At 35.4% G+C, this 21,326-nt stretch carries 21 protein-coding genes, 2 tRNA genes and 2 pseudogenes; 10 read left to right on the forward strand and 15 right to left on the reverse strand.

Translation table 11 applies throughout. The features are described from left to right. Positions 1 to 10: 10 nt before the first annotated feature. Positions 11 to 1,036, forward strand: a pseudogene (locus OPR60_RS07035) (IS3 family transposase); the annotation flags it as partial. A gap of 46 nt (positions 1,037 to 1,082) precedes the next feature. On the opposite strand, the pseudogene OPR60_RS04370 reads toward OPR60_RS07035, so the two are convergent. The 3 genes and pseudogenes from OPR60_RS04370 to OPR60_RS04380 all read right to left on the reverse strand — a co-directional run. Then, positions 1,083 to 1,453 (reverse strand): annotated as a pseudogene (locus OPR60_RS04370) (IS4-like element ISWosp8 family transposase); the annotation flags it as partial. Between the two features lie 423 nt (positions 1,454 to 1,876). Continuing rightward, positions 1,877 to 2,890 carry a type 1 glutamine amidotransferase family protein gene (locus tag OPR60_RS04375; RefSeq protein ID WP_065094663.1) on the reverse strand — a complete coding sequence of 338 codons (1,014 nt, stop codon included), beginning with the start codon at positions 2,888 to 2,890 and terminating at the stop codon, positions 1,877 to 1,879. A gap of 89 nt (positions 2,891 to 2,979) precedes the next feature. After that, positions 2,980 to 3,052, reverse strand: a tRNA-Phe gene (locus OPR60_RS04380). An 81-nt stretch (positions 3,053 to 3,133) separates the two neighbouring features. Here OPR60_RS04380 and coaD point away from each other — a divergent pair. Together coaD and OPR60_RS04390 are read left to right on the forward strand one after the other, a co-directional pair. After that, positions 3,134 to 3,640: a pantetheine-phosphate adenylyltransferase gene (gene coaD / locus OPR60_RS04385; protein WP_065094664.1), complete on the forward strand. Its 507-nt coding sequence runs from the start codon at positions 3,134 to 3,136 to the stop codon at positions 3,638 to 3,640. Between the two features lie 68 nt (positions 3,641 to 3,708). Further along, positions 3,709 to 3,900 carry a zinc-finger domain-containing protein gene (locus tag OPR60_RS04390; protein ID WP_065094665.1) on the forward strand — a complete coding sequence of 64 codons (192 nt, stop codon included), beginning with the start codon at positions 3,709 to 3,711 and terminating at the stop codon, positions 3,898 to 3,900. Positions 3,901 to 3,924: 24 nt separating this feature from the next. On the opposite strand, the gene OPR60_RS04395 is transcribed toward OPR60_RS04390, so the two are convergent. The 6 genes from OPR60_RS04395 to rpsB all read right to left on the reverse strand — a co-directional run bounded on the left by OPR60_RS04395 (position 3,925) and on the right by rpsB (position 8,626). Next, positions 3,925 to 4,551 (reverse strand): phosphatidate cytidylyltransferase, encoded by a 627-nt coding sequence (locus tag OPR60_RS04395; protein ID WP_065094666.1) that lies wholly within the window; start codon positions 4,549 to 4,551, stop codon positions 3,925 to 3,927. Next, positions 4,541 to 5,236 carry a polyprenyl diphosphate synthase gene (gene uppS / locus OPR60_RS04400; RefSeq protein ID WP_065095335.1) on the reverse strand — a complete coding sequence of 232 codons (696 nt, stop codon included), beginning with the start codon at positions 5,234 to 5,236 and terminating at the stop codon, positions 4,541 to 4,543. The genes OPR60_RS04395 and uppS overlap by 11 nt, the downstream gene beginning before the upstream one ends. Before the next feature lie 381 nt (positions 5,237 to 5,617). Next, entirely contained in the window at positions 5,618 to 6,175 is a 558-nt protein-coding gene (frr, locus tag OPR60_RS04405; protein WP_265040099.1) for a ribosome recycling factor, read from the reverse strand. A gap of 7 nt (positions 6,176 to 6,182) precedes the next feature. Next, positions 6,183 to 6,926: a UMP kinase gene (gene pyrH, locus OPR60_RS04410; protein WP_065094669.1), complete on the reverse strand. Its 744-nt coding sequence runs from the start codon at positions 6,924 to 6,926 to the stop codon at positions 6,183 to 6,185. 10 nt (positions 6,927 to 6,936) lie between these two features. Beyond that, on the reverse strand, positions 6,937 to 7,797 hold the full coding sequence (tsf, locus tag OPR60_RS04415; protein ID WP_065094670.1) for a translation elongation factor Ts: 861 nt from the start codon (positions 7,795 to 7,797) through the stop codon (positions 6,937 to 6,939). Continuing rightward, positions 7,778 to 8,626 (reverse strand): 30S ribosomal protein S2, encoded by an 849-nt coding sequence (gene rpsB, locus OPR60_RS04420; protein WP_010962661.1) that lies wholly within the window; start codon positions 8,624 to 8,626, stop codon positions 7,778 to 7,780. Before rpsB ends, tsf begins: the two co-directional genes overlap by 20 nt. 191 nt (positions 8,627 to 8,817) lie before the next feature. Between rpsB and OPR60_RS04425 the strand changes: the two genes are divergently transcribed. The 4 genes from OPR60_RS04425 to OPR60_RS04440 all read left to right on the forward strand — a co-directional run bounded on the left by OPR60_RS04425 (position 8,818) and on the right by OPR60_RS04440 (position 11,554). After that, positions 8,818 to 8,891, forward strand: a tRNA-Asp gene (locus OPR60_RS04425). A 140-nt stretch (positions 8,892 to 9,031) separates the two neighbouring features. Further along, positions 9,032 to 9,403, forward strand: a complete 372-nt coding sequence (gene yajC / locus OPR60_RS04430; protein ID WP_015589055.1) for a preprotein translocase subunit YajC — start codon at positions 9,032 to 9,034, stop codon at positions 9,401 to 9,403. An 80-nt stretch (positions 9,404 to 9,483) separates the two neighbouring features. Beyond that, entirely contained in the window at positions 9,484 to 11,295 is a 1,812-nt protein-coding gene (gene glmS, locus OPR60_RS04435) for a glutamine--fructose-6-phosphate transaminase (isomerizing) (protein ID WP_265040328.1), read from the forward strand. A 124-nt stretch (positions 11,296 to 11,419) separates the two neighbouring features. Further along, positions 11,420 to 11,554 (forward strand): GIY-YIG nuclease family protein, encoded by a 135-nt coding sequence (locus OPR60_RS04440; RefSeq protein WP_245611025.1) that lies wholly within the window; start codon positions 11,420 to 11,422, stop codon positions 11,552 to 11,554. Positions 11,555 to 11,825: 271 nt separating this feature from the next. Here OPR60_RS04440 and murB read toward each other — a convergent pair whose 3' ends face one another. The 5 genes from murB to OPR60_RS04465 all read right to left on the reverse strand — a co-directional run bounded on the left by murB (position 11,826) and on the right by OPR60_RS04465 (position 16,837). Then, positions 11,826 to 12,713, reverse strand: a complete 888-nt coding sequence (gene murB, locus OPR60_RS04445; RefSeq protein ID WP_065094672.1) for a UDP-N-acetylmuramate dehydrogenase — start codon at positions 12,711 to 12,713, stop codon at positions 11,826 to 11,828. Further along, a complete protein-coding gene (hemC, locus tag OPR60_RS04450) occupies positions 12,704 to 13,582 on the reverse strand; it encodes a hydroxymethylbilane synthase (RefSeq protein WP_065094673.1) in 879 nt (292 codons plus the stop codon). Before hemC ends, murB begins: the two co-directional genes overlap by 10 nt. Positions 13,583 to 14,104: 522 nt before the next feature. After that, positions 14,105 to 14,917, reverse strand: coding sequence for a transposase family protein (locus OPR60_RS04455; protein ID WP_406829725.1), 813 nt, complete (start codon positions 14,915 to 14,917; stop codon positions 14,105 to 14,107). Positions 14,918 to 15,231: 314 nt separating this feature from the next. Further along, positions 15,232 to 15,984 (reverse strand): IS5 family transposase, encoded by a 753-nt coding sequence (locus tag OPR60_RS04460; protein WP_265039632.1) that lies wholly within the window; start codon positions 15,982 to 15,984, stop codon positions 15,232 to 15,234. A gap of 100 nt (positions 15,985 to 16,084) precedes the next feature. Then, on the reverse strand, positions 16,085 to 16,837 hold the full coding sequence (locus OPR60_RS04465) for an IS5 family transposase (protein WP_265039632.1): 753 nt from the start codon (positions 16,835 to 16,837) through the stop codon (positions 16,085 to 16,087). 570 nt (positions 16,838 to 17,407) lie between these two features. On the opposite strand from OPR60_RS04465, the gene odhB reads away from it, so the two are divergent. Beyond that, positions 17,408 to 18,580: a 2-oxoglutarate dehydrogenase complex dihydrolipoyllysine-residue succinyltransferase gene (gene odhB, locus OPR60_RS04470; RefSeq protein WP_065094674.1), complete on the forward strand. Its 1,173-nt coding sequence runs from the start codon at positions 17,408 to 17,410 to the stop codon at positions 18,578 to 18,580. A 75-nt stretch (positions 18,581 to 18,655) separates the two neighbouring features. Here the strand turns inward: odhB and OPR60_RS04475 are convergent, their stop codons facing one another. Further along, on the reverse strand, positions 18,656 to 19,075 hold the full coding sequence (locus tag OPR60_RS04475) for a tetratricopeptide repeat protein (RefSeq protein WP_320109792.1): 420 nt from the start codon (positions 19,073 to 19,075) through the stop codon (positions 18,656 to 18,658). Positions 19,076 to 19,100: 25 nt separating this feature from the next. Here OPR60_RS04475 and OPR60_RS04480 point away from each other — a divergent pair, with 25 nt between their 5' ends. After that, entirely contained in the window at positions 19,101 to 19,853 is a 753-nt protein-coding gene (locus OPR60_RS04480) for an IS5 family transposase (RefSeq protein ID WP_265039632.1), read from the forward strand. Positions 19,854 to 19,961: 108 nt separating this feature from the next. Then, entirely contained in the window at positions 19,962 to 20,714 is a 753-nt protein-coding gene (locus tag OPR60_RS04485; protein WP_265039632.1) for an IS5 family transposase, read from the forward strand. The last annotated feature ends 612 nt before the right edge of the window (positions 20,715 to 21,326 follow it).

Raw genomic sequence — 21,326 nt, forward strand, 5'->3', positions numbered from 1 at the left:
ATTTTGTCCACAGAGCCTAGGAATAAGGGATAGTGTATTAGGAAAATGGATGAAGAAATATAACGAAAAAAAGTCAGCAGCAAATGCATTTCCAGATGTAGCACCTTATGACAAAGAGAGATTTGATTTACAGAAAGAGTTAGCAAAAGTAACAAGAGAAAGAGACATTTTAAAAAAAGCCCTGGCCAGTCAAAAAGAGTAAAATATTTTTTCATAAAAGAGCATAGTAAACACTATAAAGTGCAGGAATTATGTAGGGTTTTCTGCTAGTGGCTACTATAAGTGGACTACAAGGAAAATAAGCAGTAGAGAATCAGCAAAATAAAGAGTTATTAGCAGATATTCAAAAAATATATCAAGCTTCTAAATGTAGATATGGAGCTCCTAAAATTCATGCTGAATTAAAGGCTTTGGGTAAAAGTTGCAACTTAAAAACAGTGCAAAGTATTATGCAGAAAAATGGTATTCAGGCTATATTGAGAAGAAAATTTAAAATTAAGAAACAACAAACGGACAGTAGAGTCGTAGCTCCCAATATATTAGACCAAAACTTTATTGTCGATCAACCAAATAAAGTATGGGATTACTTATATAAAAACCAAAGAAGGATGGCTATATTTGGCAACAATAATCGATCTATATTCACGCATGGTAGTTGGCTGGTCAACGAGCAGTTCAATAAATAAACAATTGGTTATGGACTCTTTATTAATGGCCGTTAACAAGCGTAAAACTGCCAAAAATCTACTATTACATAGTGATCAAGGTTCACAATATACTTCGCAAGGTTATCAATATCTCTTATCCATAAAAAACATAGATGAGTCATAAAGGTTGTTGTTACGACAATTCTGTTGTGGAAAGCTTCTTCAGTTCTCTAAAAAGGGAGTTACCAATAGACACCTCTCGGCACTCTAAACAGCATATCAAAACTGCTATATTTGAATATATAGAAATTTTTTATAACAAACAACGTAGACATTCCACTATTAACTATTGCATTCTTGAGCATTTTGATTCATCATTCTCTTTGTGAAAAACATTCCAAACTTTCTCTCCACTTTTTCTGGGTAAGGTCAGTTTCCATTTGGTTCAAACTCGGATACAATTTCCCCAGAGCTGGGTACCAGAACCATCTGCTGCAATAAGTCTATAGCCTCTCCAACTCAGGTTCATCCTGATAGGCTGTTTGGATGCTTAAATTCTTGAAAGCCTGTATGGCAAATCTTGTACCTTGCTTTAGAAAAAGCTTGCTTTGAGGGTACATGTCAATGGCTCCATAAGTTCACATTCTATTCCCAAACTTTTTTTAACTAACTTTAAAATCATAGAAAATACTGTCGAAAAAGGAAGTTTTCTTGTTCGTGTAAAACTCAACACAATGGATTTTCTGAAAAGTTTTCGAGTATATTGCATTTTTAATTTGTAAGATAAGATCTTTTCCTTTTTGCATGCCTCACCTAAAAAAGACACATTTTAAACTTTTTTGTTGAAATAAAATAGAAACAAAAGTGCTGTTTCTTGCACTCTTTGGATAATTTAATGATAAAAAATTTAGAGAGAAATTTTATACACTATCACTGATATTTTTCCTTAAGTTGACGCCATTGTCCGTTCAGATGCATGGCTAATGCTGAAACAAAAATTCCAGTGCTCCCTTTCTTGTCATCCCAGTGCTTGACACTGGGATCCAGATTGGGCACTAAGTTGGTAAACACGAAAGCGCTTTACAACGTTTTTGATGGAACTGTGCAAAAGGACTGGATGCCAGTGTCACGCACTGGCATGACACCCATTTGTTCCTATAGTTGTCTTTTCTCGTCTACCTTATTTTGCCACTCTACTGAACGGATACATATAAACCACTATTTTAGCATTAAGCACGATAAAGAAAATCATTCATAATCGCTATAGCAACTAGTGTAGACACTTGACGTTCCTTGTGATTTGATAAATAGAGGTTTTTATCTGACTTCACAACAAGGGCTTCTGGATGACTTTGAAAGTGAACATTACCATGCTTATCTTCAATAGCCTCTATTACCCCCTCACTGGAAAATGCTGCAACTTTATATCCAAGTGACTCCAATTTTCTTCTATTTTCTGGCGTATTACTTACTACTTTTGAGAGAGCATAGTTAGCATCTGGAAAATATGTTGAAAACCAACCATTTTCATCAGGTATTAGGAATTTGGCTATCACTTCTGCTAAACGACTATTTGGAACAATCTTTATCTGTTGTAAAGGCACATCTTCCTGCTTTGGATTAAGCGCTGACATTAAATGGGTCTTTTGCTGTCTTTCATAACCCGCTACTTCAATTCCTTTTGCACGCATAATGTCTTGTAACCCACCACATATGCCAAGTAAATGAATTGCAGGATTGTCATCTACTATTTTTACAATTGCTTTAGTAGCAAGATCGTTGTAAAAATCAGCAATGCGAGTTTTTGGCTGATGAAGATCATTTAGAATAAATATTCTATTTATCTTTTGCTCTTTAATGAATCGTGCAACTTCAATTTTTATTCGGTCTAGTGCTAGCGCCAACACTTCATCTTGTTTTGCAAAGATAAGCGACTTTTCTTGGATTCCTGTTAGGTTAATTATTTTATTGTAATCAATGAGTACGGTTTTAACTCCAAAATTATTGAATATCTCATAAATTTGAGATACCTCACGCCCAAATGCTCCTTCCTTTTTCAATAAACCAACAACTATGTCATTATTTACTGTATTTTCTGCCGTCAAGACAGTTGACGCTGGTTCTTCTTTTCTGATTACATGTTGAGATGCCGGTTTTTCACTAACGCCAGCATAAGTAATATTGCTTAATAATAGAACTATATTTAATAGGATATTAAATATTCTGCTATAATATTTATACATATAGTTTACCCTCTCAACACTTATATCAATATCATAACATATTATAGAACGTTTTACAATAAAAAGGTAAATTTAATAAGAAAGGAAAGTGGCCTGAGCAGGAATCGAACCAGCGACACAAGGATTTTCAGTCCTTTGCTCTACCAACTGAGCTATCAGGCCAACTGTATACTTTTATTTTTAGATAAAAAATGTTATTATGTCTATCAAAAGTTTTTAAAGTAGTTTATATAAAAATAAAGGATGAACATTAATAACAGAACAGGAATCTACCCTGGCACATTTGACCCTATAACTTTTGGGCATCTTGACATAATCAAAAGAGCGTGTAAACTAGTCGATAAATTAATAATAGGAGTTGCAGAAAACGTTAATAAGCATACTGCCTTTGACACAAAGCTACGCACAAGCATGGCTGAAAATGAAATTAAAGGACTAGGAATTGATGCAGATGTTATATCCTTTAATGGGTTGCTAGTGAAGTTTGCCAAAGAGCAGAATGCTTCTGTTATTATTAGAGGATTAAGAGCAGTATCGGATTTTGATTACGAGTTTCAAATGAGTTGGGTAAATTATAAACTTCTTCCTGAAATCGAAACTATATTTCTTCCCGCTTCTGAAGATACTCAATTTATTTCATCAAGTTTTGTAAAGGAAATAGCAAGATTAGGAGAAGATGTTAGCAAATTTGTATCAAAAGGCGTTCAAAACGAATTGATTAACCTGAATAGGATAAAAAATGGAGAATAGTGTTTGTTGTTTTTTATTTCTGGATAGGTATATTTAATATATAAAATGTTATAAGCTAAAGGAGTAGCATGTCAAAAGTGAGGGTTAATAAAAGAAAAGTTTGTTGTCATGGTGATGAGAATGATGAGGGTTCTGGCCATCCATTAATATATTTAGATATGGGAGAAGAAGAGGAAATAGCCTGCCCTTATTGTGAAAAGACGTTTGTCCATGACTGCACTGTAGAAGCGGTTGGGGAGCTGACTAGGGATGACCTCTAATGGCACTTTATTTCTTCTGCAGACTTAGCTTATGTAAATAGCAATAAGAGGGGCAGTAAAAATGAAGCTGTCCATACGGTCGAGCACTCCTCCATGGCCAGGTATCATACTTCCACTATCTTTAACACCGTAAGCTCTTTTAACAAGTGACTCAGTGAAATCGCCAAGTTGCGCTAGAATAGCAATTGCAAGGCCAATGATTGGAGAATAAAAAATTGAAAATAGACCAAAAAATATTGATCCAAAAATTGTGCACACTACTCCAGCTAAAATCGCACCAAGAAGTCCTGTCCAAGTTTTTCCAGGGCTAAGAATTGGGCAAATTTTAGCTCCACCAAAATTCTTGCCAAATAGGTAGGCAGTAATGTCAATTCCCCAAATGGTTAAGACGAACCATACTAATGCGTATTTTCCCTGTGGTAGATTATATAAATATATTAATGAGGCGCTTGGTAGTGCAATCAATAATAATGCAAAAACGTATAAAATTTTGTTTCCTTGGGTTAGATTATACCATTCAAAAGAAGATAAAACTGCTATTGAAAAAATCAATAGGTAAAACGATAAATCACTAAAATATGTAGCAAAGGAAAATATGAATAATATTACTATTGAGGACAACATTCTAATTATAAAATTATTATCTACCATATTTTTTCTCTCTTTTTGTATAATCTTCTAATGCTTTACTCAAATCTTGACAAGAAAAATCAGGCCATAAAGTATCACAAAAATACAATTCAGCATAAGCTGCTTGCCATAATAAAAAGTTGCTTAACCTTTTTTCGCCGCCAGTGCGAATTAATAAATCCAATTTTGGCAAATCTTTAGTATACAGAAATTTTTCAAATTCCTCTTCTGATACATAAGCAATATTTTCTTTTATAATATTGCTTATAGCTTGTGTAATTTCTTGCTTTGCTCCGTAACTGACTGCCACAGTGAGTAATAAACCATCGTTCTTATGTGTCATTTCTTCTGCTTTTTTAATTTGATCCAATATTTTACTGGATAACAGACTTAAATTGCCAATAAAATTCAACTTAATGTTACAGTTGCAAATGAAATTGACTTTATCTTCATTAGTTAAAACGGAGTAAAATAAATCAAATAGACAGTCAGTTTCGTTTTTGGGTCTAAGCCAATTCTCCATAGAGAATGCATACAAAGTTAAGTAGGGTATGGTTAAGTCCGTACAATACTTGGCAATATCGTATGCAACTTCACTGCCCTTTTTATAACCATCAATTTTTACCCTTCCTTGATTGCTCGCCCATCTACCATTACCATCCATAATAATTGCTAAATGTTTCGGTAAAGATTCTTGATTCAACATTTAAAGTTCACCCGATGTCATAAAAGTAACTGACACACAGCTATACGAACATTGTGCTACCAGGAGGGTGTCATTCCAGTGCCCCGACACTGGAATCCAGAAATTTGATTGCAAGTGAGCACACTGAGCTGATAAGCATAAAAATAGCTGTCTTATGCTAAAACAAACGTTTTTGACGAGATTGTATGAAAAGCTGGATCCCAGTGTCAAGCACTGGGATGACACCTTTGTGTTTGAGGCAAAAACGGCTAACACACTGCCTCCGCGGACAAATGTTCGTAACAGTTGCATGTTAGCTACTTGCATGACACCCTTCTTGGTGGAATTTGCTCTCAAATCACAACGTTCATATTCACTACTGAAGGCTTCTTTCATATTACCTTAGTGATTCAGTATATCCTTTTCTTTGATGGACAATTCACCATCAATTTTTTTTATATTATTATCAGTAATATTTTGTATTTCCTTCTTAGCACCATGAAAATCATCTTCTGAGATTTCTTTATTTTCCTTCATTTTTTCTGTTTCTTCCATAATATCTCTACGTATATTTCTAATGGCAATCCGTGCATTTTCAGCAAACTGATGCAATAATTTCACTAATTTTTCACGGGTTTCTTGTGTTAAGTCCGGAAGAGCTATACGTATGGTATTACCCTCAACAACAGGATTTAAATTCAAGTTGGCATTTAATATAGCATTTTTCACTTCACCGACAACATTAATATCCCAAATTTTAATTAATAGAGTTTTGTTATCTATACCCGAAACACCTGCAACCTGATTTAACTTTTGATGTCCACCATAGATATTTACAACTATACCATCAAGCAACGATGCGCTAGCTCTACCAGTGCGTACGCCTTTAATATCATCATGAAAGGACTGAATAGTTTTTAGCATTCTTTCTTTTGTTTTAGCTTTTATTTCATTTAACATAAATTACCTAATGTTTACAATCTGAAACTATAGTATAAGTACCTTGACCCTTAATAATATTGACTATTTTTTCTCCCTTCAAAGAAAAAACTATAATGGGAATAGAATTCTCACGAGCAAGTGAAATTGCTGATGCATCCATAACTTTTAAATCACGAGTCAATAAATCCGTATAAGAAAGCCTATCATACATTACAGCATCCTCATTTTTTTTCGGATCAGCGGAGTATACACCACTTACTTGCGTACCCTTTAGAATAATATCACAATTCATTTCAACAGCACGTAAAGCTGCAGCTGTATCTGTAGTAAAAAATGGGTTGCCTGTGCCTGCTGCAAAAATTACCACTCTACCTTTTTCTAAATGACGAATAGCTTTCCTTCTTATGTAAGGTTCACATACAGTGGCCATGGGTATTGCAGATAATACCCTCGAAGCTACTAAATTTTTCTCTAAAAAGTTTTGTAAAATTAAAGCATTGATTATAGTTGCAAGCATTCCAATATAATCACTGCTTGCTCTTTCGCAGCCACTTAAAGACGCAGATGTGCCACGAAAGATATTACCACCACCAACAACAATACATACCTGAACTCCAAGCCTGTTAATATCAGCTATATCTTTGCATAATTGGCTTATTATTCCCATATCATAGCCAAAAGACTGTGACCCCATTAAAGCTTCACCAGAGATTTTAAATAACACTCTGGAATATTTTATTTCGCTTTTTTCATTTGTTGAGGGAAACATTTTTTACCATTTAGTTTGCACCACCCAAAACAAGTAACTTGTAATTAGATAATTTAATAGCACTCACCTCGCTTGATTTTATAAAATCAGAAACCTTCATTTTATCATCCTTTATGAACTTTTGTTCTAGTAAAACAACTTCTTCATAGTACTTAGCCATTCGTCCATCTACTATTTTTTTTGCTACTTCTTCAGGTTTATTTAAGCCCCTCACTTGCTCTTCAATTATAGAACGTTCATTTTTCAACTTCATTTGATCTAAATCATCTATAGACAAAGCTTCAGGCTTCATAGCAACTACATGCATAGCTATTTGTTTCCCAATCTCTTGTAGCTTCGCCTTATCACCAGATGATTGCAATGCAATTAAAGCACCAATCTTACCTAAGCCACACACATCACCATGTACGTAGCCAGCAACAACTCCATCCTTAGCTTCTAAGTAACAAAGCTTGCTTAACTCTAGCTTCTCACCAAGAACTGATGTACCATTCATAATAGCTTCCTGCACTGTGCCAATGCCTTCATACTTGGCATTTTTTAACTCATCAACGCTAGTACAGCGTTCTTGATGAGCAATTGATGCTAAATTTGAAACTAACTCTATAAATTTCTCATTCCTTGCAACAAAATCTGTTTCGCAATTGAGTTCAACCAATGCACCATAATTTTCAGTCAAACACATAGCAACGAGTCCATCTGAAGCTATTCTATCAGATTTTTTGTCAGCTTTAGCAAGACCTATTGTACGTAACTTATCAACGGCTTTCTTAATGTCACCATCACATTCTTCTAATGCTTTTTTACAGTCACTTAAGCCAAGCCCTGTTCTATCACGTAATTCTCTTATATCATCTGGATTCATCTTCATTTGTTACTACCTCCCTTTCTTCTTCTTTGTAAACTTTACTACGTCTCCTTTTAGTTTGCACAATACCATCTTCTTTTTCTTGAATAAACTCATCACCCCTTATATCATCAATCTTAACTCCAGATTTTGCTAGACTAGACTCTATTCCAGCTAATATAGAGTCGGTAGCTAATTTACAATAGAGCTCTATTGATTTTCTTGAGTCATCATTTCCAGGTATTAGATATGTAATACCATCTGGATCAGAATTAGTATCAAGTATTGCAACTATTGGAATTCCTAACTTCTTAGCCTCCTTAACCGCTATATGCTCTTTATTAGTATCAATGATGAATAAGATATCAGGAATTGCTCCCATTTCTCTAATACCGCCAAGCGCCTTATCAAGCTTTTGCTTTTTCTTTTCAATGTTTCCCAATTCTTTCTTTGTTAAAATGCTATCCTCGTCATTTAATATTTTCTCATATTGCATCAAGGTTTTTATCGAAGAAGAAACAGTGCCCCAATTAGTAAGCATACCACCAAGCCAACGATGATTCACATAATATTGACCACAACGAATCGCTTCACTTGCAATAATATCAAAAGCTTGAAACTTTGTACCAACAAATAGAATGCGACCACCTTGAAATGCAACGTCATATAAAGCCTTCATGGCCACCTGTAGCAATGGTAGTGTTTTTCGCAAATCAATTATATGTATACGATTTTCTTGATGCACTCCATATATGTATGGAGCCATTTTTGCGTTCCAGCGACTAATTTTGTGACCAAAATGTACACCAGATTCAGCTAAATCACGCACAGTGACTTTAGGCAAATTTGTCATATATCATTCCTCCAAATAGTTTATCTTCCATGGCATAACCCTAATGGGACTACTTGTACAAGCCATGTGTGAAATTAAATTATTTACATAGTAATAGAAAAGACAGCAAAGCGCAAACAAAAAATATTGACAAAGGGCAACATGTTTATTAGCTTTAAAGTTGAAGCCCGAAAACGCTAAAAAGAAATTAGGGGGGTGTAGCTCAGTTGGTTAGAGCGCATGCCTGTCACGCATGAGGTCGTGAGTTCAAGTCTCATCACTCCCGTCATATTAGTTTTAGCATAACTTAGAATTCGCAGTATTATTGCCGGTATTGAGAAACGCCTTCACCAAACTTGACATGGCATGGTATTGTAATTAATACTTAAATAGGTTTGTTTTTATCATTAACAATTAGGATTAAATATGCTCATTTCTGAAGTTTTTGCAGCAGATGCAACTAGCAATACATCAAGTATCGGCGCATCTTTTGCTAGTTTTACTCCATTGATTTTAATATTTGTGGTATTTTATTTTCTCATTATTCGCCCGCAACAAAAAAAACTAAAAGAACATAGAAAGATGATAGATCAAATAAAACGTGGTGATACAGTCATTACTTCTGGTGGAATAATAGGTGAAGTTAATAAAGTTGATGAGGCAAATGCACAATTTATAATAGAAATAGCACCAAAAGTTGAGATAAAAGTTCTAAAGTCCGCTATATCTGAGGTTTTAAGCAAAGAAACTCAAAAAGTAGCAGCTAAACCAATTAAAAAGGTAAAATCGAAAGAATGATAAAAAGAATATAAATCAACCAGTAATAAAGGCAAAAATGCTTAACATGTTTAGAAAAAAGTTTGTTTGGTGATCCATTTGTGTGCGGAATATTTGGTGTAGTAAGTAGTGGTGATTCAGTAATACCAACCTTACTAACTGGGTTACAAAAATTGGAATATAGGGGATATGATTCCTCAGGTATAGCAATCATAAATAACGAAGGTAAGATAGAAGTCAAAAAATCAGAAGGTAAAGTCGAAAGGTTATGTGAAGTTGTTGATGACAGCAAGATGTCTCACAGTACAGTTGGTATAGCACATACTCGCTGGGCTACACATGGAGTTCCAGGCCTTAAAAATGCTCATCCCATTCGTACAAATAATGTTGTTGTTGCTCATAACGGCATAATTGAGAATTACAATCTGCTAAAAAAGGGCCTAGAAGAAAGGGGCATGTCATTCCATACTGACACTGACACAGAGATCATACCAAACATGCTAACCTTATATCTCGATGAAGGATTGTCGCCAGTTGATTCTCTATTTAAGTGTTTAAGCAACCTACACGGCTCATTTGCCTTGGTCTTATTATTTGCAGAATATCCAGACGCCTTATTTGTTGCGAAGAGAAATTTGCCTTTAGCAATAGGCTATAACTGTAACACAGTGTTTGCTGCATCTGACTCTAATGCTTTAAGTGCATTTGTGGAAAAAATATCGCATTTGGAAGATGATGATATTGCAGTGATAAAATCTAGTGGAGTTAGTATATACAACAATGGTACACAAGTTAAACGCAGTATAGAAAATAGTAGTCCAAGTGATTTTCTAATTAGCAAAAATGGCTACCCTAGCTTCATGTTAAAAGAGATTTTTGAGCAACCGCGTGCATTAAACAAAACAATAAATCAATTTTACAAGCAATATAAAGAGGTCAACAAAAAATTGTTTTCTGAGCTGAGTTACATTACTATAGTTGGATGTGGATCATCTTATTTTGCTGGGCTAATAGCGAAGTATTGGCTGGAAAGTATTGCTCAAGTTCGAGTATATCTAGAAATCTCATCAGAATTTAGGTATAGCAACGTCAAGCTAGAAGAAGGCAGCATTGGGTTATTTATCTCTCAATCTGGCGAAACTGCAGATACCATAGAAGCGCTGCGTTATGCGAAATCACAGAAGCAAACAATCATAAGTATAACTAATACATTTAGCAGCAGCATTGAAAAGATCTCAGATATTGTGTTACATACTCTTGCTGGGCAAGAAATTGGTGTTGCTTCAACAAAAACCTTTTCTGCGCAACTTGCAACTTTAGCATGCTTTGCCGTGGAGCTTGGAAAAATAAAAGGTATACTGGGTGGAGAGAGAATAAAACAGTTAAGCAACGCTATTAACTCTATTCCCAAGTATGTTGAGCATGTTTTAAATGTGATGAAAATACAACATATATCAGGCAGCATATTAGAACACAATAACGTTATTTTAATTGGCAGAGGAAGTTCATACGGAGTTGCAATGGAAGGTGCATTGAAGATAAAAGAGCTTTCATACATCAATACAATTGGTATTGCAGCGGGAGAAATGAAGCACGGTTCTATTGCTTTAATAGACTCTACTGTGCTTGTTATAGCAATTATCCCTTATGATGATTTATTCTTTAAAACGCTATCTAATATACAAGAGATTATTGCAAGAAAAGGCAAAGTAATTGCCTTCAGTGATAAACAAGGAGCGCCATTCCTAAGGGGAGTTTGCGCAGATGTGGTGCAACTTCCAGACACTGATAATTTTATCTCTCCAATCATCTACAGTGTTGCTATGCAATTCCTTGCTTACTTTACTGCAGCAAAAAAAGGGTTAGATGCAGATTGTCCAAGAAATTTAGCTAAGTCTGTCACGGTTGAGTAGTCCATTTAAGTGAAAGCTAAACTTCTGTATCTGTTCAGGGTAGTGGCAAGACCATAGAGTAAAAGTGAGTTTACAACAAATGGTGTCATGCAAGTAGCTGACACTGGGATCCAGGTTACTATATATGAAAAGTTATTATGTTTATATACTTGCAAGTGAACGAAATGGGACCCTGTATATAGGTATAACGTCAAATTTAATTAAACGAATTTGGGGTATCTGTTCAGGGGCATCACAAATATTGAAGCAAAGTGCGTGATACACAGCTGTACGAACATTTATTTGCAAAGGCAGTATGTTAAGTGTTATAGCCAATTTTGCCTCAAACACAAAGGTGTCATCCCAGTGTCACGCACTGGGATGACACCATTTGTTGTAAACTCACTTTTACTCTATGGTCTTGCCGCTACCCTGAACGGATACAGATTAACCACATTACCTCACGTTTTCTCTATGATTATTTTTTTAGATTACTTGTCTACCTTATTTGCCGTTCTCCTGAACGAATATACAGAAGCTATAAAAACTATCTAATAGCTACCCAAAACCCTTATTTCCCACTCAAGTTCAACATTAAATTTATCCTTTACTGCATCTTTTACTCTGTTGCCAAGGTTTTCCAAGTCAGATGCAGTTGCATTATCGTAATTGAGCAAGAAGTTACAATGTTTCTTAGAGATTCTAGCTCCACCAATATTTAACCCTAGGCAGCCAGATTTATCAATTAACTCCCATGCTCGGTAGTTTTTTGGATTTTTGAATATGCACCCAGCAGTTTTTCCTCTTGTTGGCTGGCTTTTATTTTTTCTCTCAATAACTTCCTTTAACCTTTGCAGTATAAGCTCATACTCTGAGTTTACTCCTTTAAACTCAGCTTCAACAAAAATCCAATTTCCTTTTAGGCTATGTCCACGGTAAAAATACCCCATTTCTTCGCTGGAGAACTCATATAGGTTTCCATCCTCTAGATTCACTGCTTTTATGGATTGTACAACACTTGCGATATCACTACCATATGCACCTGCATTCATTTCTATTCCGCCACCAACTGTTCCTGGAATTCCAACTAGAAACTCAAGTCCACTAATTTGTTGCTCTCCTGCAAAGTAAGCAAAGTTACTAAGTAACGCAGCACCACCTGCAACAATAGAGTTGTTACCTTTACTTTTTATATATGAAAATTCCTTACCCAATTTTACTGTTATTCCTCGAATGCCACTATCTCGCACTATTATGTTGGATGTTGCACCGATAACGTTAATTGGCAACTCAGTGTTTTTAATCAAGCATGTTAAATCTTCAATATCACGTGGTTTAAATAATATATCAGCTCGTCCACCGACATTTAACCACGTCGCTTTAGACATTAAGATGTCATAACGATAGATTCCACGTACTTTAGGTAAGCTTATAAGCATTTTGATTTCAACTCTAATCCTGCATCCATACCCATTTTCTCCGCATCTTCTATAAATGAAGTGCGCTCAGTGAAGTATATATTTTTTCCATCTGCCAACATACAACGAAGGTGTAGCATATTTTCGCTCACATATTCAGCCAAAGCTGCAAGTGGTGTAAAACATGAACCATTCACTGTCTTCATAAAACTGCGCTCTGATTTCACTCCTATAAAAGACATATTATTATTAATTTTCTCTAAAAGATCGATAATTTTTACATCATTCCTTCTACATTGAATACAAATCGCTCCCTGTCCCACTGCACTTAACATAACTTTTGGTGGCAATACCTCTGTAATTAAGTGATGTTTTTCTAATCTTATGAGTCCTGCTTCAGCTAGAATTATTCCATCAAAACTTTGATTTTGCAATCTAGTTGTTACATTTCCACGTAGCGGTACTATATTTAAATCTGGTCTAACATTTAACAACTGAACTTTTCTTCTTATTGAAGAAGTGGCAATAGTAGCCTGCTGTGGCAAAGATTCAAGGCTATTGTGTTTATGAGAAATAAACGCATCGCATGGACTTAGCCTTTCTAAAACACAAGGAATTGTTAAACTCCCTGAGAAAAACGCAGGCATATCCTTTAGCGAATGAACTGCCATGTCTATATTATTTTCGAGCAATTCAGCCTCAATTTCTTTAATGAATAATCCTTTACCTCCTATTTCAGCAAGATTTGCGTTTGCATACTTATCTCCAGAAGTTTTTATCTTAACAATTTCAATAGATAAGTTAGGAAAAGAGTCCAGCAACTTTTGTTTTGCTTCCAAAGCCTGGGCAACTGCAAGCTTGCTTCCTCTGGTACCTATTTTGACTAGCATATGTACGACTGTTTGAATACCAAACTTTAACCTAATTAATTACTTAAACACTTTGGTAGCGTGTATCGCATGAACCTCGGTTACCCTCTCTCTGATGTCATTCAAGTACTTGGATCCAGTTTAATTCATCATATGAGCCTTTGCATTTATTGTACTTTAACTTAAAACCAAAAGCAACTTTGACTTTACAAAATAATAACCTTTTACATGCATAAATAAGCTTACTGGATTCTAGTGCCCCCTATCCAAGTAGCTGACACTGGTTCCTTTATGACGGTGTCATCCGAGTAGCTCCTTTCTCGTCATTCAAGTAGCTGACACTGGTTTCCATCCAAGACGGTGTCATTCCAGTCTGGAATCCAGAAAAAAGAATGGTGTCATCCAAGTGCCCAGACACTGGGATCCAGGAATTTTATTAAGTTGGTAAGCATAAAAATAGATGTTTTACGTTAAAATACAATAGACCTGCTGCGAATCAAGCGATAAAAAAAAGGAAAGGAGGGTGAATAAAATCAAGGTTAACTAAAAGGCGTGCTTAAGATTTACAATACCAGCAATAATATTGAACCTCAAGTTATATTTTTTCTGAAAATTGCGATAAACATTCGACATAATCTTAAATATCTTTATCTCTCGGATCTTATTTTCTACTCTCATTCTAAATGATGCTAACCTTCTATTATGCTCTTTCTGCTCTGGAGTTAATGGCTTTTTACGATACTTTTTATATGGAATTATAACATTGCTTTGCAATTTTTGCCAACCTTGATATCCAGAATCAGCATGTTTTATGCTATCAAGTGGTAAATATTTTTCTTGTTTCCTTATGCGAAAATCACTAATTCTACCACGGTATGACTTTGACACTGATAAAATTCTTCCTCCTTCTTCGATAATAATCTCAGTTTTCATAGTGTTGGTTCTTTTTTTTCCTGAATATGATTTCTTCCGTTTTTTACTATCTTCTGGCCTCTGTATTTGCTGTTCTGTAACATCAGCCAAAATCTTCAGTATTTTTTCTGGCGTCATACTTCTATCTTTTGTTATAGTCACTTTTTTGGCGAGTAATGGCTCTATTCTCTTAAGTAACCTACATACATTTGCGTTGTACACATTGAATAGGCATCCTAAAAATCTATGTGTTATGTAAGTGCGATAGTACAAAATTACGCAAAACAACTTATCTTCCAGAGTTGGTAGTTTTGATCTTCTACCATGACACTTTTTCTGTTTTTCAAGTTTTTTCCATCCAGACCTCACTTTTTCTACTACTTTTTCGAACTCCTCTATACTTAAACCTGTTATATTACGAAAGTTTCTTGGGTGTTTTTTCATATTATAGTAACTAAAGCTCATTTTTTTTCCTTACTTGATCTGCTTATTCTTCTTCTACCCCTCTCACATCATTTTTTCAATCACCTTTTGCAGCAGGTCTTATGTTTTCGATGAGATTATATGGAAAACTGGATCCCAGTGTCAAGCACTGGGATGACACCCTTTACGGGCTCTTAAATTGCAACTATAAATATTTAAGAAATTTACCAAATAAAAAAAAAGGCAAAAGAAGCCCCATGGTTAACTAGTTATTTATATGTACTTCAAAATATTGGCGTTTTTTATTCTAAACGCTAGGCTCTGTGGACAAAATTTTAGAGAAGCCATACAAGAGCTCCAACAAAATTGAGAAAACCAATAAAAACCTCAGCAGTTTTATCAAATCTGGAAAAAATGCGCCTAAAATTTTTAATTTTACCAAAAAAACACTCAATCAAATGACGTTCTTTGTAGATATGCTCATCGTAATACCTTTGCACTTTTCGATTCCGTTTTGGCGGAATAACTACTGTACATCCCTTGTCTTCAAGACTTGTAACAAAGGCATTGCTATCGTAGCCCTTGTCAGCTACTACAGTAGAGTTATAGATACTTTCGGTCAACACTTGTGCCTGCGTAATTTCATTTCTTTGACCAGGAGTCAGAGTAAATTTAAGTGGATTTCCAAGTGCATCGACAAGTGCATGTATTTTAGTTGTAAAGCCACCTTTGCTCCTCCCTAAAGCTTCTTGATCCTTGGAGTTTTTTGTATATCCAGATGAACATGGATGGGCTCGGATGATCGTACCGTCGATTATAGCAACTTCTAAATCAGGCTCTTGTTTAGTATATTCAAGCAATTTTTTCCAGACATCTCTTTCACACCATCTTTTAAATCGCTTATGTATACTCCTGTAATTACCATAAGTTTTTGGTAAAAGTCTCCATTGGCAACCACTTCGCACTATGTACCACACTGCCTCTATGAATATTCTTAAACGTTTTTCATCTTTGCTGTGCATTCCTTTTACGCTTTTTATGAACTCTAAAATTTGTTTCCAATTTTCCTCTTTGATGTAATATTGCATATGGTAGTTTCTCCATTTTTTACCTATTAGGCTAAACTACCATCTTTTTCTCTCTTTTCATATTTTTTGTCCACAGAGCCTAGGCTCTGTGGACAAAATTTTAGAGAAGCCATACAAGAGCTCCAACAAAATTGAGAAAACCAATAAAAACCTCAGCAGTTTTATCAAATCTGGAAAAAATGCGCCTAAAATTTTTAATTTTACCAAAAAAACACTCAATCAAATGACGTTCTTTGTAGATATGCTCATCGTAATACCTTTGCACTTTTCGATTCCGTTTTGGCGGAATAACTACTGTACATCCCTTGTCTTCAAGACTTGTAACAAAGGCATTGCTATCGTAGCCCTTGTCAGCTACTACAGTAGAGTTATAGATACTTTCGGTCAACACTTGTGCCTGCGTAATTTCATTTCTTTGACCAGGAGTCAGAGTAAATTTAAGTGGATTTCCAAGTGCATCGACAAGCGCATGTATTTTAGTTGTAAAGCCACCTTTGCTCCTCCCTAAAGCTTCTTGATCCTTGGAGTTTTTTGTATATCCAGATGAACATGGATGGGCTCGGATGATCGTACCGTCGATTATAGCAACTTCTAAATCAGGCTCTTGTTTAGTATATTCAAGCAATTTTTTCCAGACATCTCTTTCACACCATCTTTTAAATCGCTTATGTATACTCCTGTAATTACCATAAGTTTTTGGTAAAAGTCTCCATTGGCAACCACTTCGCACTATGTACCACACTGCCTCTATGAATATTCTTAAACGTTTTTCATCTTTGCTGTGCATTCCTTTTACGCTTTTTATGAACTCTAAAATTTGTTTCCAATTTTCCTCTTTGATGTAATATTGCATATGGTAGTTTCTCCATTTTTTACCTATTAGGCTAAACTACCATCTTTTTCTCTCTTTTCATATTTTTTGTCCACAGAGCCTACGATTCAGCCGCTTTTAAATGCGACTAACCTAAATTATAAACGTTAAGAAATTTACTGAGTGAAAAAAAAGGCAAAGAAAACCCAGGGTAGCTAGCATTCAAATTCTCCCTTGTCAATTTGACGTTTTTTGCTGTCTTAAACGCTTTGTAAGCGCGTTTCAGCTTATATAGGTAAAAACCCAGAAATGTTGTGAAGACATACGGTGCACATAGTGCAAAAAATTAAAAATAAGACGCCAACTACGTTGTTTTTTTTGCTGTTTAATCTGCACAGATGAAGATAACTGAATATTCAGTACCATGATAGGGGGGCTAGCAAAGCTTGTCAAGGAATTTTTATGGCCTAGCGTCACGTGCTGGAATGACATTTGGGAATATGTTATCCGTTTGTCACTTCTAAATGATAAGAGCCTCAATGAATTTATTAGTTTATTACATGTCTCTTTTCATGTATAAATCTATAGAAAGTTTTATACGGAAGTTGTTTTATGAGCAAAATTATAGAAATCAGAGCACCAAAAACTCTTGGTGGTGAATCAGTTACAGAAGGTATAGTAAAAATAAAGAAGGGTATTGGAGAAGCAGTAAAAGTAGATGACTTGATCTTTGAAATTGAAACTGACAAAACAGCACTCGAATTAACTGCAGAAGCTTCAGGGCAAATAACTGAATTTCTTATAAAAGAAGATGATGTAATAAGTCCTGATCAATTGTTAGCGAAGCTTTCCATGGGAGAAGTAAAAAAGGAAGCGAGAAAAGAAGATAAAAGCGAAAGTGCTGCTAAAAAAGATGCTCCATCAGCTCGTAAAATTATGGAAGAAAATGCAATCAGTGCAGAAAGCGTCAAAGGAACTGGCATGGGAGGCAGAATAACAAAAGCAGATGTGATAGGCCATATGAACAAAGCTGAACAACCTGCAATAAAACAATATGAATTGCCAAAAAGTGTAGTAAATGGAGAGCAAAGAGAGGAACGAGTAAAAATGAGCAAAATAAGGCAAGTAATTGCCGCTCGTTTGAAAGCATCGCAAAATACTGCTGCAATACTGACCACGTTCAATGAAATTGACATGAAGAATGTCATGGATCTAAGAGCAAAATATAAGGACGCCTTTGAAAAAAAATATGGAATAAAACTTGGTTTTATGTCGTTTTTTATAAAGGCAGCGGTGCAAGCATTGAAAGAAATTGCTGAAATTAACGCTGAAATCTCAGGCGATGAAATCATATATAAACATTACTATGACGTAGGTGTTGCTGTTGGCACCGATAAAGGTCTTGTTGTACCAGTTATTCGGGGTGCCGATCAGATGTCATTTGCAGAAATTGAGTTGACTTTAGTTGCTCTTGGCAAAAAAGCTCGTGAGGGTAAATTACAAGTATCAGAAATGGAAGGTGCAACATTTACCATCTCAAACGGTGGAGTATACGGTTCACTTCTTTCCACTCCGATAATAAACCCTCCGCAATCTGGAATACTTGGAATGCATTCAATACAAAACAGGCCAGTTGCTGTTGGTAATGCAGTAGAAATCAGACCTATGATGTACATTGCTCTCTCTTACGATCACAGAATAGTTGACGGCAAAGGAGCAGTAACTTTCCTTGTTAAGGTAAAAAATTACATAGAAGATCCAAACAGATTAGTTTTGGAAGTGTAGCTCAAATGAGTTGTTGTTAGTTTAGTATTGCTCAAAACCTAAACTTTGTCTAATTCTGCCAGCAGTTTAGCAACTTCAGAAATGATTAGGACTCTGATGTTCCTTAAAGATAGATACAGCCCGTGCAAATGACTCCTGTTGTTTCTTGTGGTCACCTAAGGTACCATAAACTTCACATAAGTCTGCCAGTAGTTTGGCAACTTCCGGATGATCAGGGCCGTAATGTTCTTCAAAAATAGGAAAGGCCTGTTCAAGTAGCTCCTTTTTTTCCTTATGGTCACCTAAATCCCCATGAGTGCCACCGTGGCTTACCAGTAGCTTAGCAACTTGAATATGACCAGAACCATAGTGTTTCTCAAAAACAGGTGAAACCCGCTCAAACAACTCTTTAGCTTTCTGAGGATTACCTAAATCCCTGTAAACATTACCTAGATTTGCTAGGCTCTGTGGACAAAAAATATGAAAAGAGAGAAAAAGATGGTAGTTTAGCCTAATAGGTAAAAAATGGAGAAACTACCATATGCAATATTACATCAAAGAGGAAAATTGGAAACAAATTTTAGAGTTCATAAAAAGCGTAAAAGGAATGCACAGCAAAGATGAAAAACGTTTAAGAATATTCATAGAGGCAGTGTGGTACATAGTGCGAAGTGGTTGCCAATGGAGACTTTTACCAAAAACTTATGGTAATTACAGGAGTATACATAAGCGATTTAAAAGATGGTGTGAAAGAGATGTCTGGAAAAAATTGCTTGAATATACTAAACAAGAGCCTGATTTAGAAGTTGCTATAATCGACGGTACGATCATCCGAGCCCATCCATGTTCATCTGGATATACAAAAAACTCCAAGGATCAAGAAGCTTTAGGGAGGAGCAAAGGTGGCTTTACAACTAAAATACATGCGCTTGTCGATGCACTTGGAAATCCACTTAAATTTACTCTGACTCCTGGTCAAAGAAATGAAATTACGCAGGCACAAGTGTTGACCGAAAGTATCTATAACTCTACTGTAGTAGCTGACAAGGGCTACGATAGCAATGCCTTTGTTACAAGTCTTGAAGACAAGGGATGTACAGTAGTTATTCCGCCAAAACGGAATCGAAAAGTGCAAAGGTATTACGATGAGCATATCTACAAAGAACGTCATTTGATTGAGTGTTTTTTTGGTAAAATTAAAAATTTTAGGCGCATTTTTTCCAGATTTGATAAAACTGCTGAGGTTTTTATTGGTTTTCTCAATTTTGTTGGAGCTCTTGTATGGCTTCTCTAAAATTTTGTCCACAGAGCCTAGTGTTCTAGGCTCTGTGGACAAAAAATATGAAAAGAGAGAAAAAGATGGTAGTTTAGCCTAATAGGTAAAAGATGGAGAAACTACCATATGCAATATTACATCAAAGAGGAAAATTGGAAACAAATTTTAGAGTTCATAAAAAGCGTAAAAGGAATGCACAGCAAAGATGAAAAACGTTTAAGAATATTCATAGAGGCAGTGTGGTACATAGTGCGAAGTGGTTGCCAATGGAGACTTTTACCAAAAACTTATGGTAATTACAGGAGTATACATAAGCGATTTAAAAGATGGTGTGAAAGAGATGTCTGGAAAAAATTGCTTGAATATACTAAACAAGAGCCTGATTTAGAAGTTGCTATAATCGACGGTACGATCATCCGAGCCCATCCATGTTCATCTGGATATACAAAAAACTCCAAGGATCAAGAAGCTTTAGGGAGGAGCAAAGGTGGCTTTACAACTAAAATACATGCGCTTGTCGATGCACTTGGAAATCCACTTAAATTTACTCTGACTCCTGGTCAAAGAAATGAAATTACGCAGGCACAAGTGTTGACCGAAAGTATCTATAACTCTACTGTAGTAGCTGACAAGGGCTACGATAGCAATGCCTTTGTTACAAGTCTTGAAGACAAGGGATGTACAGTAGTTATTCCGCCAAAACGGAATCGAAAAGTGCAAAGGTATTACGATGAGCATATCTACAAAGAACGTCATTTGATTGAGTGTTTTTTTGGTAAAATTAAAAATTTTAGGCGCATTTTTTCCAGATTTGATAAAACTGCTGAGGTTTTTATTGGTTTTCTCAATTTTGTTGGAGCTCTTGTATGGCTTCTCTAAAATTTTGTCCACAGAGCCTAGCATTTTTTCTTGGAAGCGAGCATAAACATTTTTTCTGTCAATATCATTAAATTGCTCGCCCAGCTCATTCTTAATGATCTCTGCTAGTTTTATCTCGTTAGGCTGATTTACTGCAAATACTAACTTATCAAAAAATTCTTTTATATTGTCTTCCAACCTACCTTCATTCATCATTCGTCCAAATTCACGTTGCCACGTCTGATTTCTTTCCAATTTCCTTTTTGAGTTCTGATCTGGCTTGTTTTGGAGTTTTTTTATCTCCTCTTCTAATTCTTCCATCGCTTCTTCTACAGCACTTTCAAATGCTGGTTGCACTACTGAAATCATGTTATTGTGAATATAAGAGAACTTATATCTAGTGCCACCATCTTTAAAAAAGACATCACTAGTGTCGATTACTTCAACTAAAATTTCTATTTCCTCGTTTGGTCCTAAAGTTTTTACCTTCAACTTCTTCACTGTGTTTCGTGCTGTGCTTTGATCCAGATCAAAATCGATATTAGTACAGATAATAAAATCTTTCAGGTTACCATCTGCAAAATCTTGATTATTTTTGATCTTTAGGTAAGAAACAAAATACTTTGCTAATCC

Source organism: Wolbachia endosymbiont (group A) of Trypoxylon clavicerum (assembly GCF_947251665.1).
Classification (GTDB): Bacteria; Pseudomonadota; Alphaproteobacteria; order Rickettsiales; family Anaplasmataceae; genus Wolbachia; species Wolbachia pipientis.

What these genes read in the sequence shown, in the direction of transcription:
- OPR60_RS04375 (WP_065094663.1), bottom strand. Translation starts at nt 2,890, where the DNA reads ATGTATAAATATTATAGCAGAATATTTAATATCCTATTAAATATAGTT.
- coaD (WP_065094664.1), top strand. Translation starts at nt 3,134, where the DNA reads ATGAACATTAATAACAGAACAGGAATCTACCCTGGCACATTTGACCCT.
- OPR60_RS04390 (WP_065094665.1), top strand. Translation starts at nt 3,709, where the DNA reads ATGTCAAAAGTGAGGGTTAATAAAAGAAAAGTTTGTTGTCATGGTGAT.
- OPR60_RS04395 (WP_065094666.1), bottom strand. Translation starts at nt 4,551, where the DNA reads ATGGTAGATAATAATTTTATAATTAGAATGTTGTCCTCAATAGTAATA.
- uppS (WP_065095335.1), bottom strand. Translation starts at nt 5,236, where the DNA reads ATGTTGAATCAAGAATCTTTACCGAAACATTTAGCAATTATTATGGAT.
- frr (WP_265040099.1), bottom strand. Translation starts at nt 6,175, where the DNA reads ATGTTAAATGAAATAAAAGCTAAAACAAAAGAAAGAATGCTAAAAACT.
- pyrH (WP_065094669.1), bottom strand. Translation starts at nt 6,926, where the DNA reads ATGTTTCCCTCAACAAATGAAAAAAGCGAAATAAAATATTCCAGAGTG.
- tsf (WP_065094670.1), bottom strand. Translation starts at nt 7,797, where the DNA reads ATGAAGATGAATCCAGATGATATAAGAGAATTACGTGATAGAACAGGG.
- rpsB (WP_010962661.1), bottom strand. Translation starts at nt 8,626, where the DNA reads ATGACAAATTTGCCTAAAGTCACTGTGCGTGATTTAGCTGAATCTGGT.
- yajC (WP_015589055.1), top strand. Translation starts at nt 9,032, where the DNA reads ATGCTCATTTCTGAAGTTTTTGCAGCAGATGCAACTAGCAATACATCA.
- OPR60_RS04440 (WP_245611025.1), top strand. Translation starts at nt 11,420, where the DNA reads ATGAAAAGTTATTATGTTTATATACTTGCAAGTGAACGAAATGGGACC.
- murB (WP_065094672.1), bottom strand. Translation starts at nt 12,713, where the DNA reads ATGCTTATAAGCTTACCTAAAGTACGTGGAATCTATCGTTATGACATC.
- hemC (WP_065094673.1), bottom strand. Translation starts at nt 13,582, where the DNA reads ATGCTAGTCAAAATAGGTACCAGAGGAAGCAAGCTTGCAGTTGCCCAG.
- OPR60_RS04455 (WP_406829725.1), bottom strand. Translation starts at nt 14,917, where the DNA reads ATGAAAAAACACCCAAGAAACTTTCGTAATATAACAGGTTTAAGTATA.
- OPR60_RS04460 (WP_265039632.1), bottom strand. Translation starts at nt 15,984, where the DNA reads ATGCAATATTACATCAAAGAGGAAAATTGGAAACAAATTTTAGAGTTC.
- OPR60_RS04465 (WP_265039632.1), bottom strand. Translation starts at nt 16,837, where the DNA reads ATGCAATATTACATCAAAGAGGAAAATTGGAAACAAATTTTAGAGTTC.
- odhB (WP_065094674.1), top strand. Translation starts at nt 17,408, where the DNA reads ATGAGCAAAATTATAGAAATCAGAGCACCAAAAACTCTTGGTGGTGAA.
- OPR60_RS04480 (WP_265039632.1), top strand. Translation starts at nt 19,101, where the DNA reads ATGCAATATTACATCAAAGAGGAAAATTGGAAACAAATTTTAGAGTTC.
- OPR60_RS04485 (WP_265039632.1), top strand. Translation starts at nt 19,962, where the DNA reads ATGCAATATTACATCAAAGAGGAAAATTGGAAACAAATTTTAGAGTTC.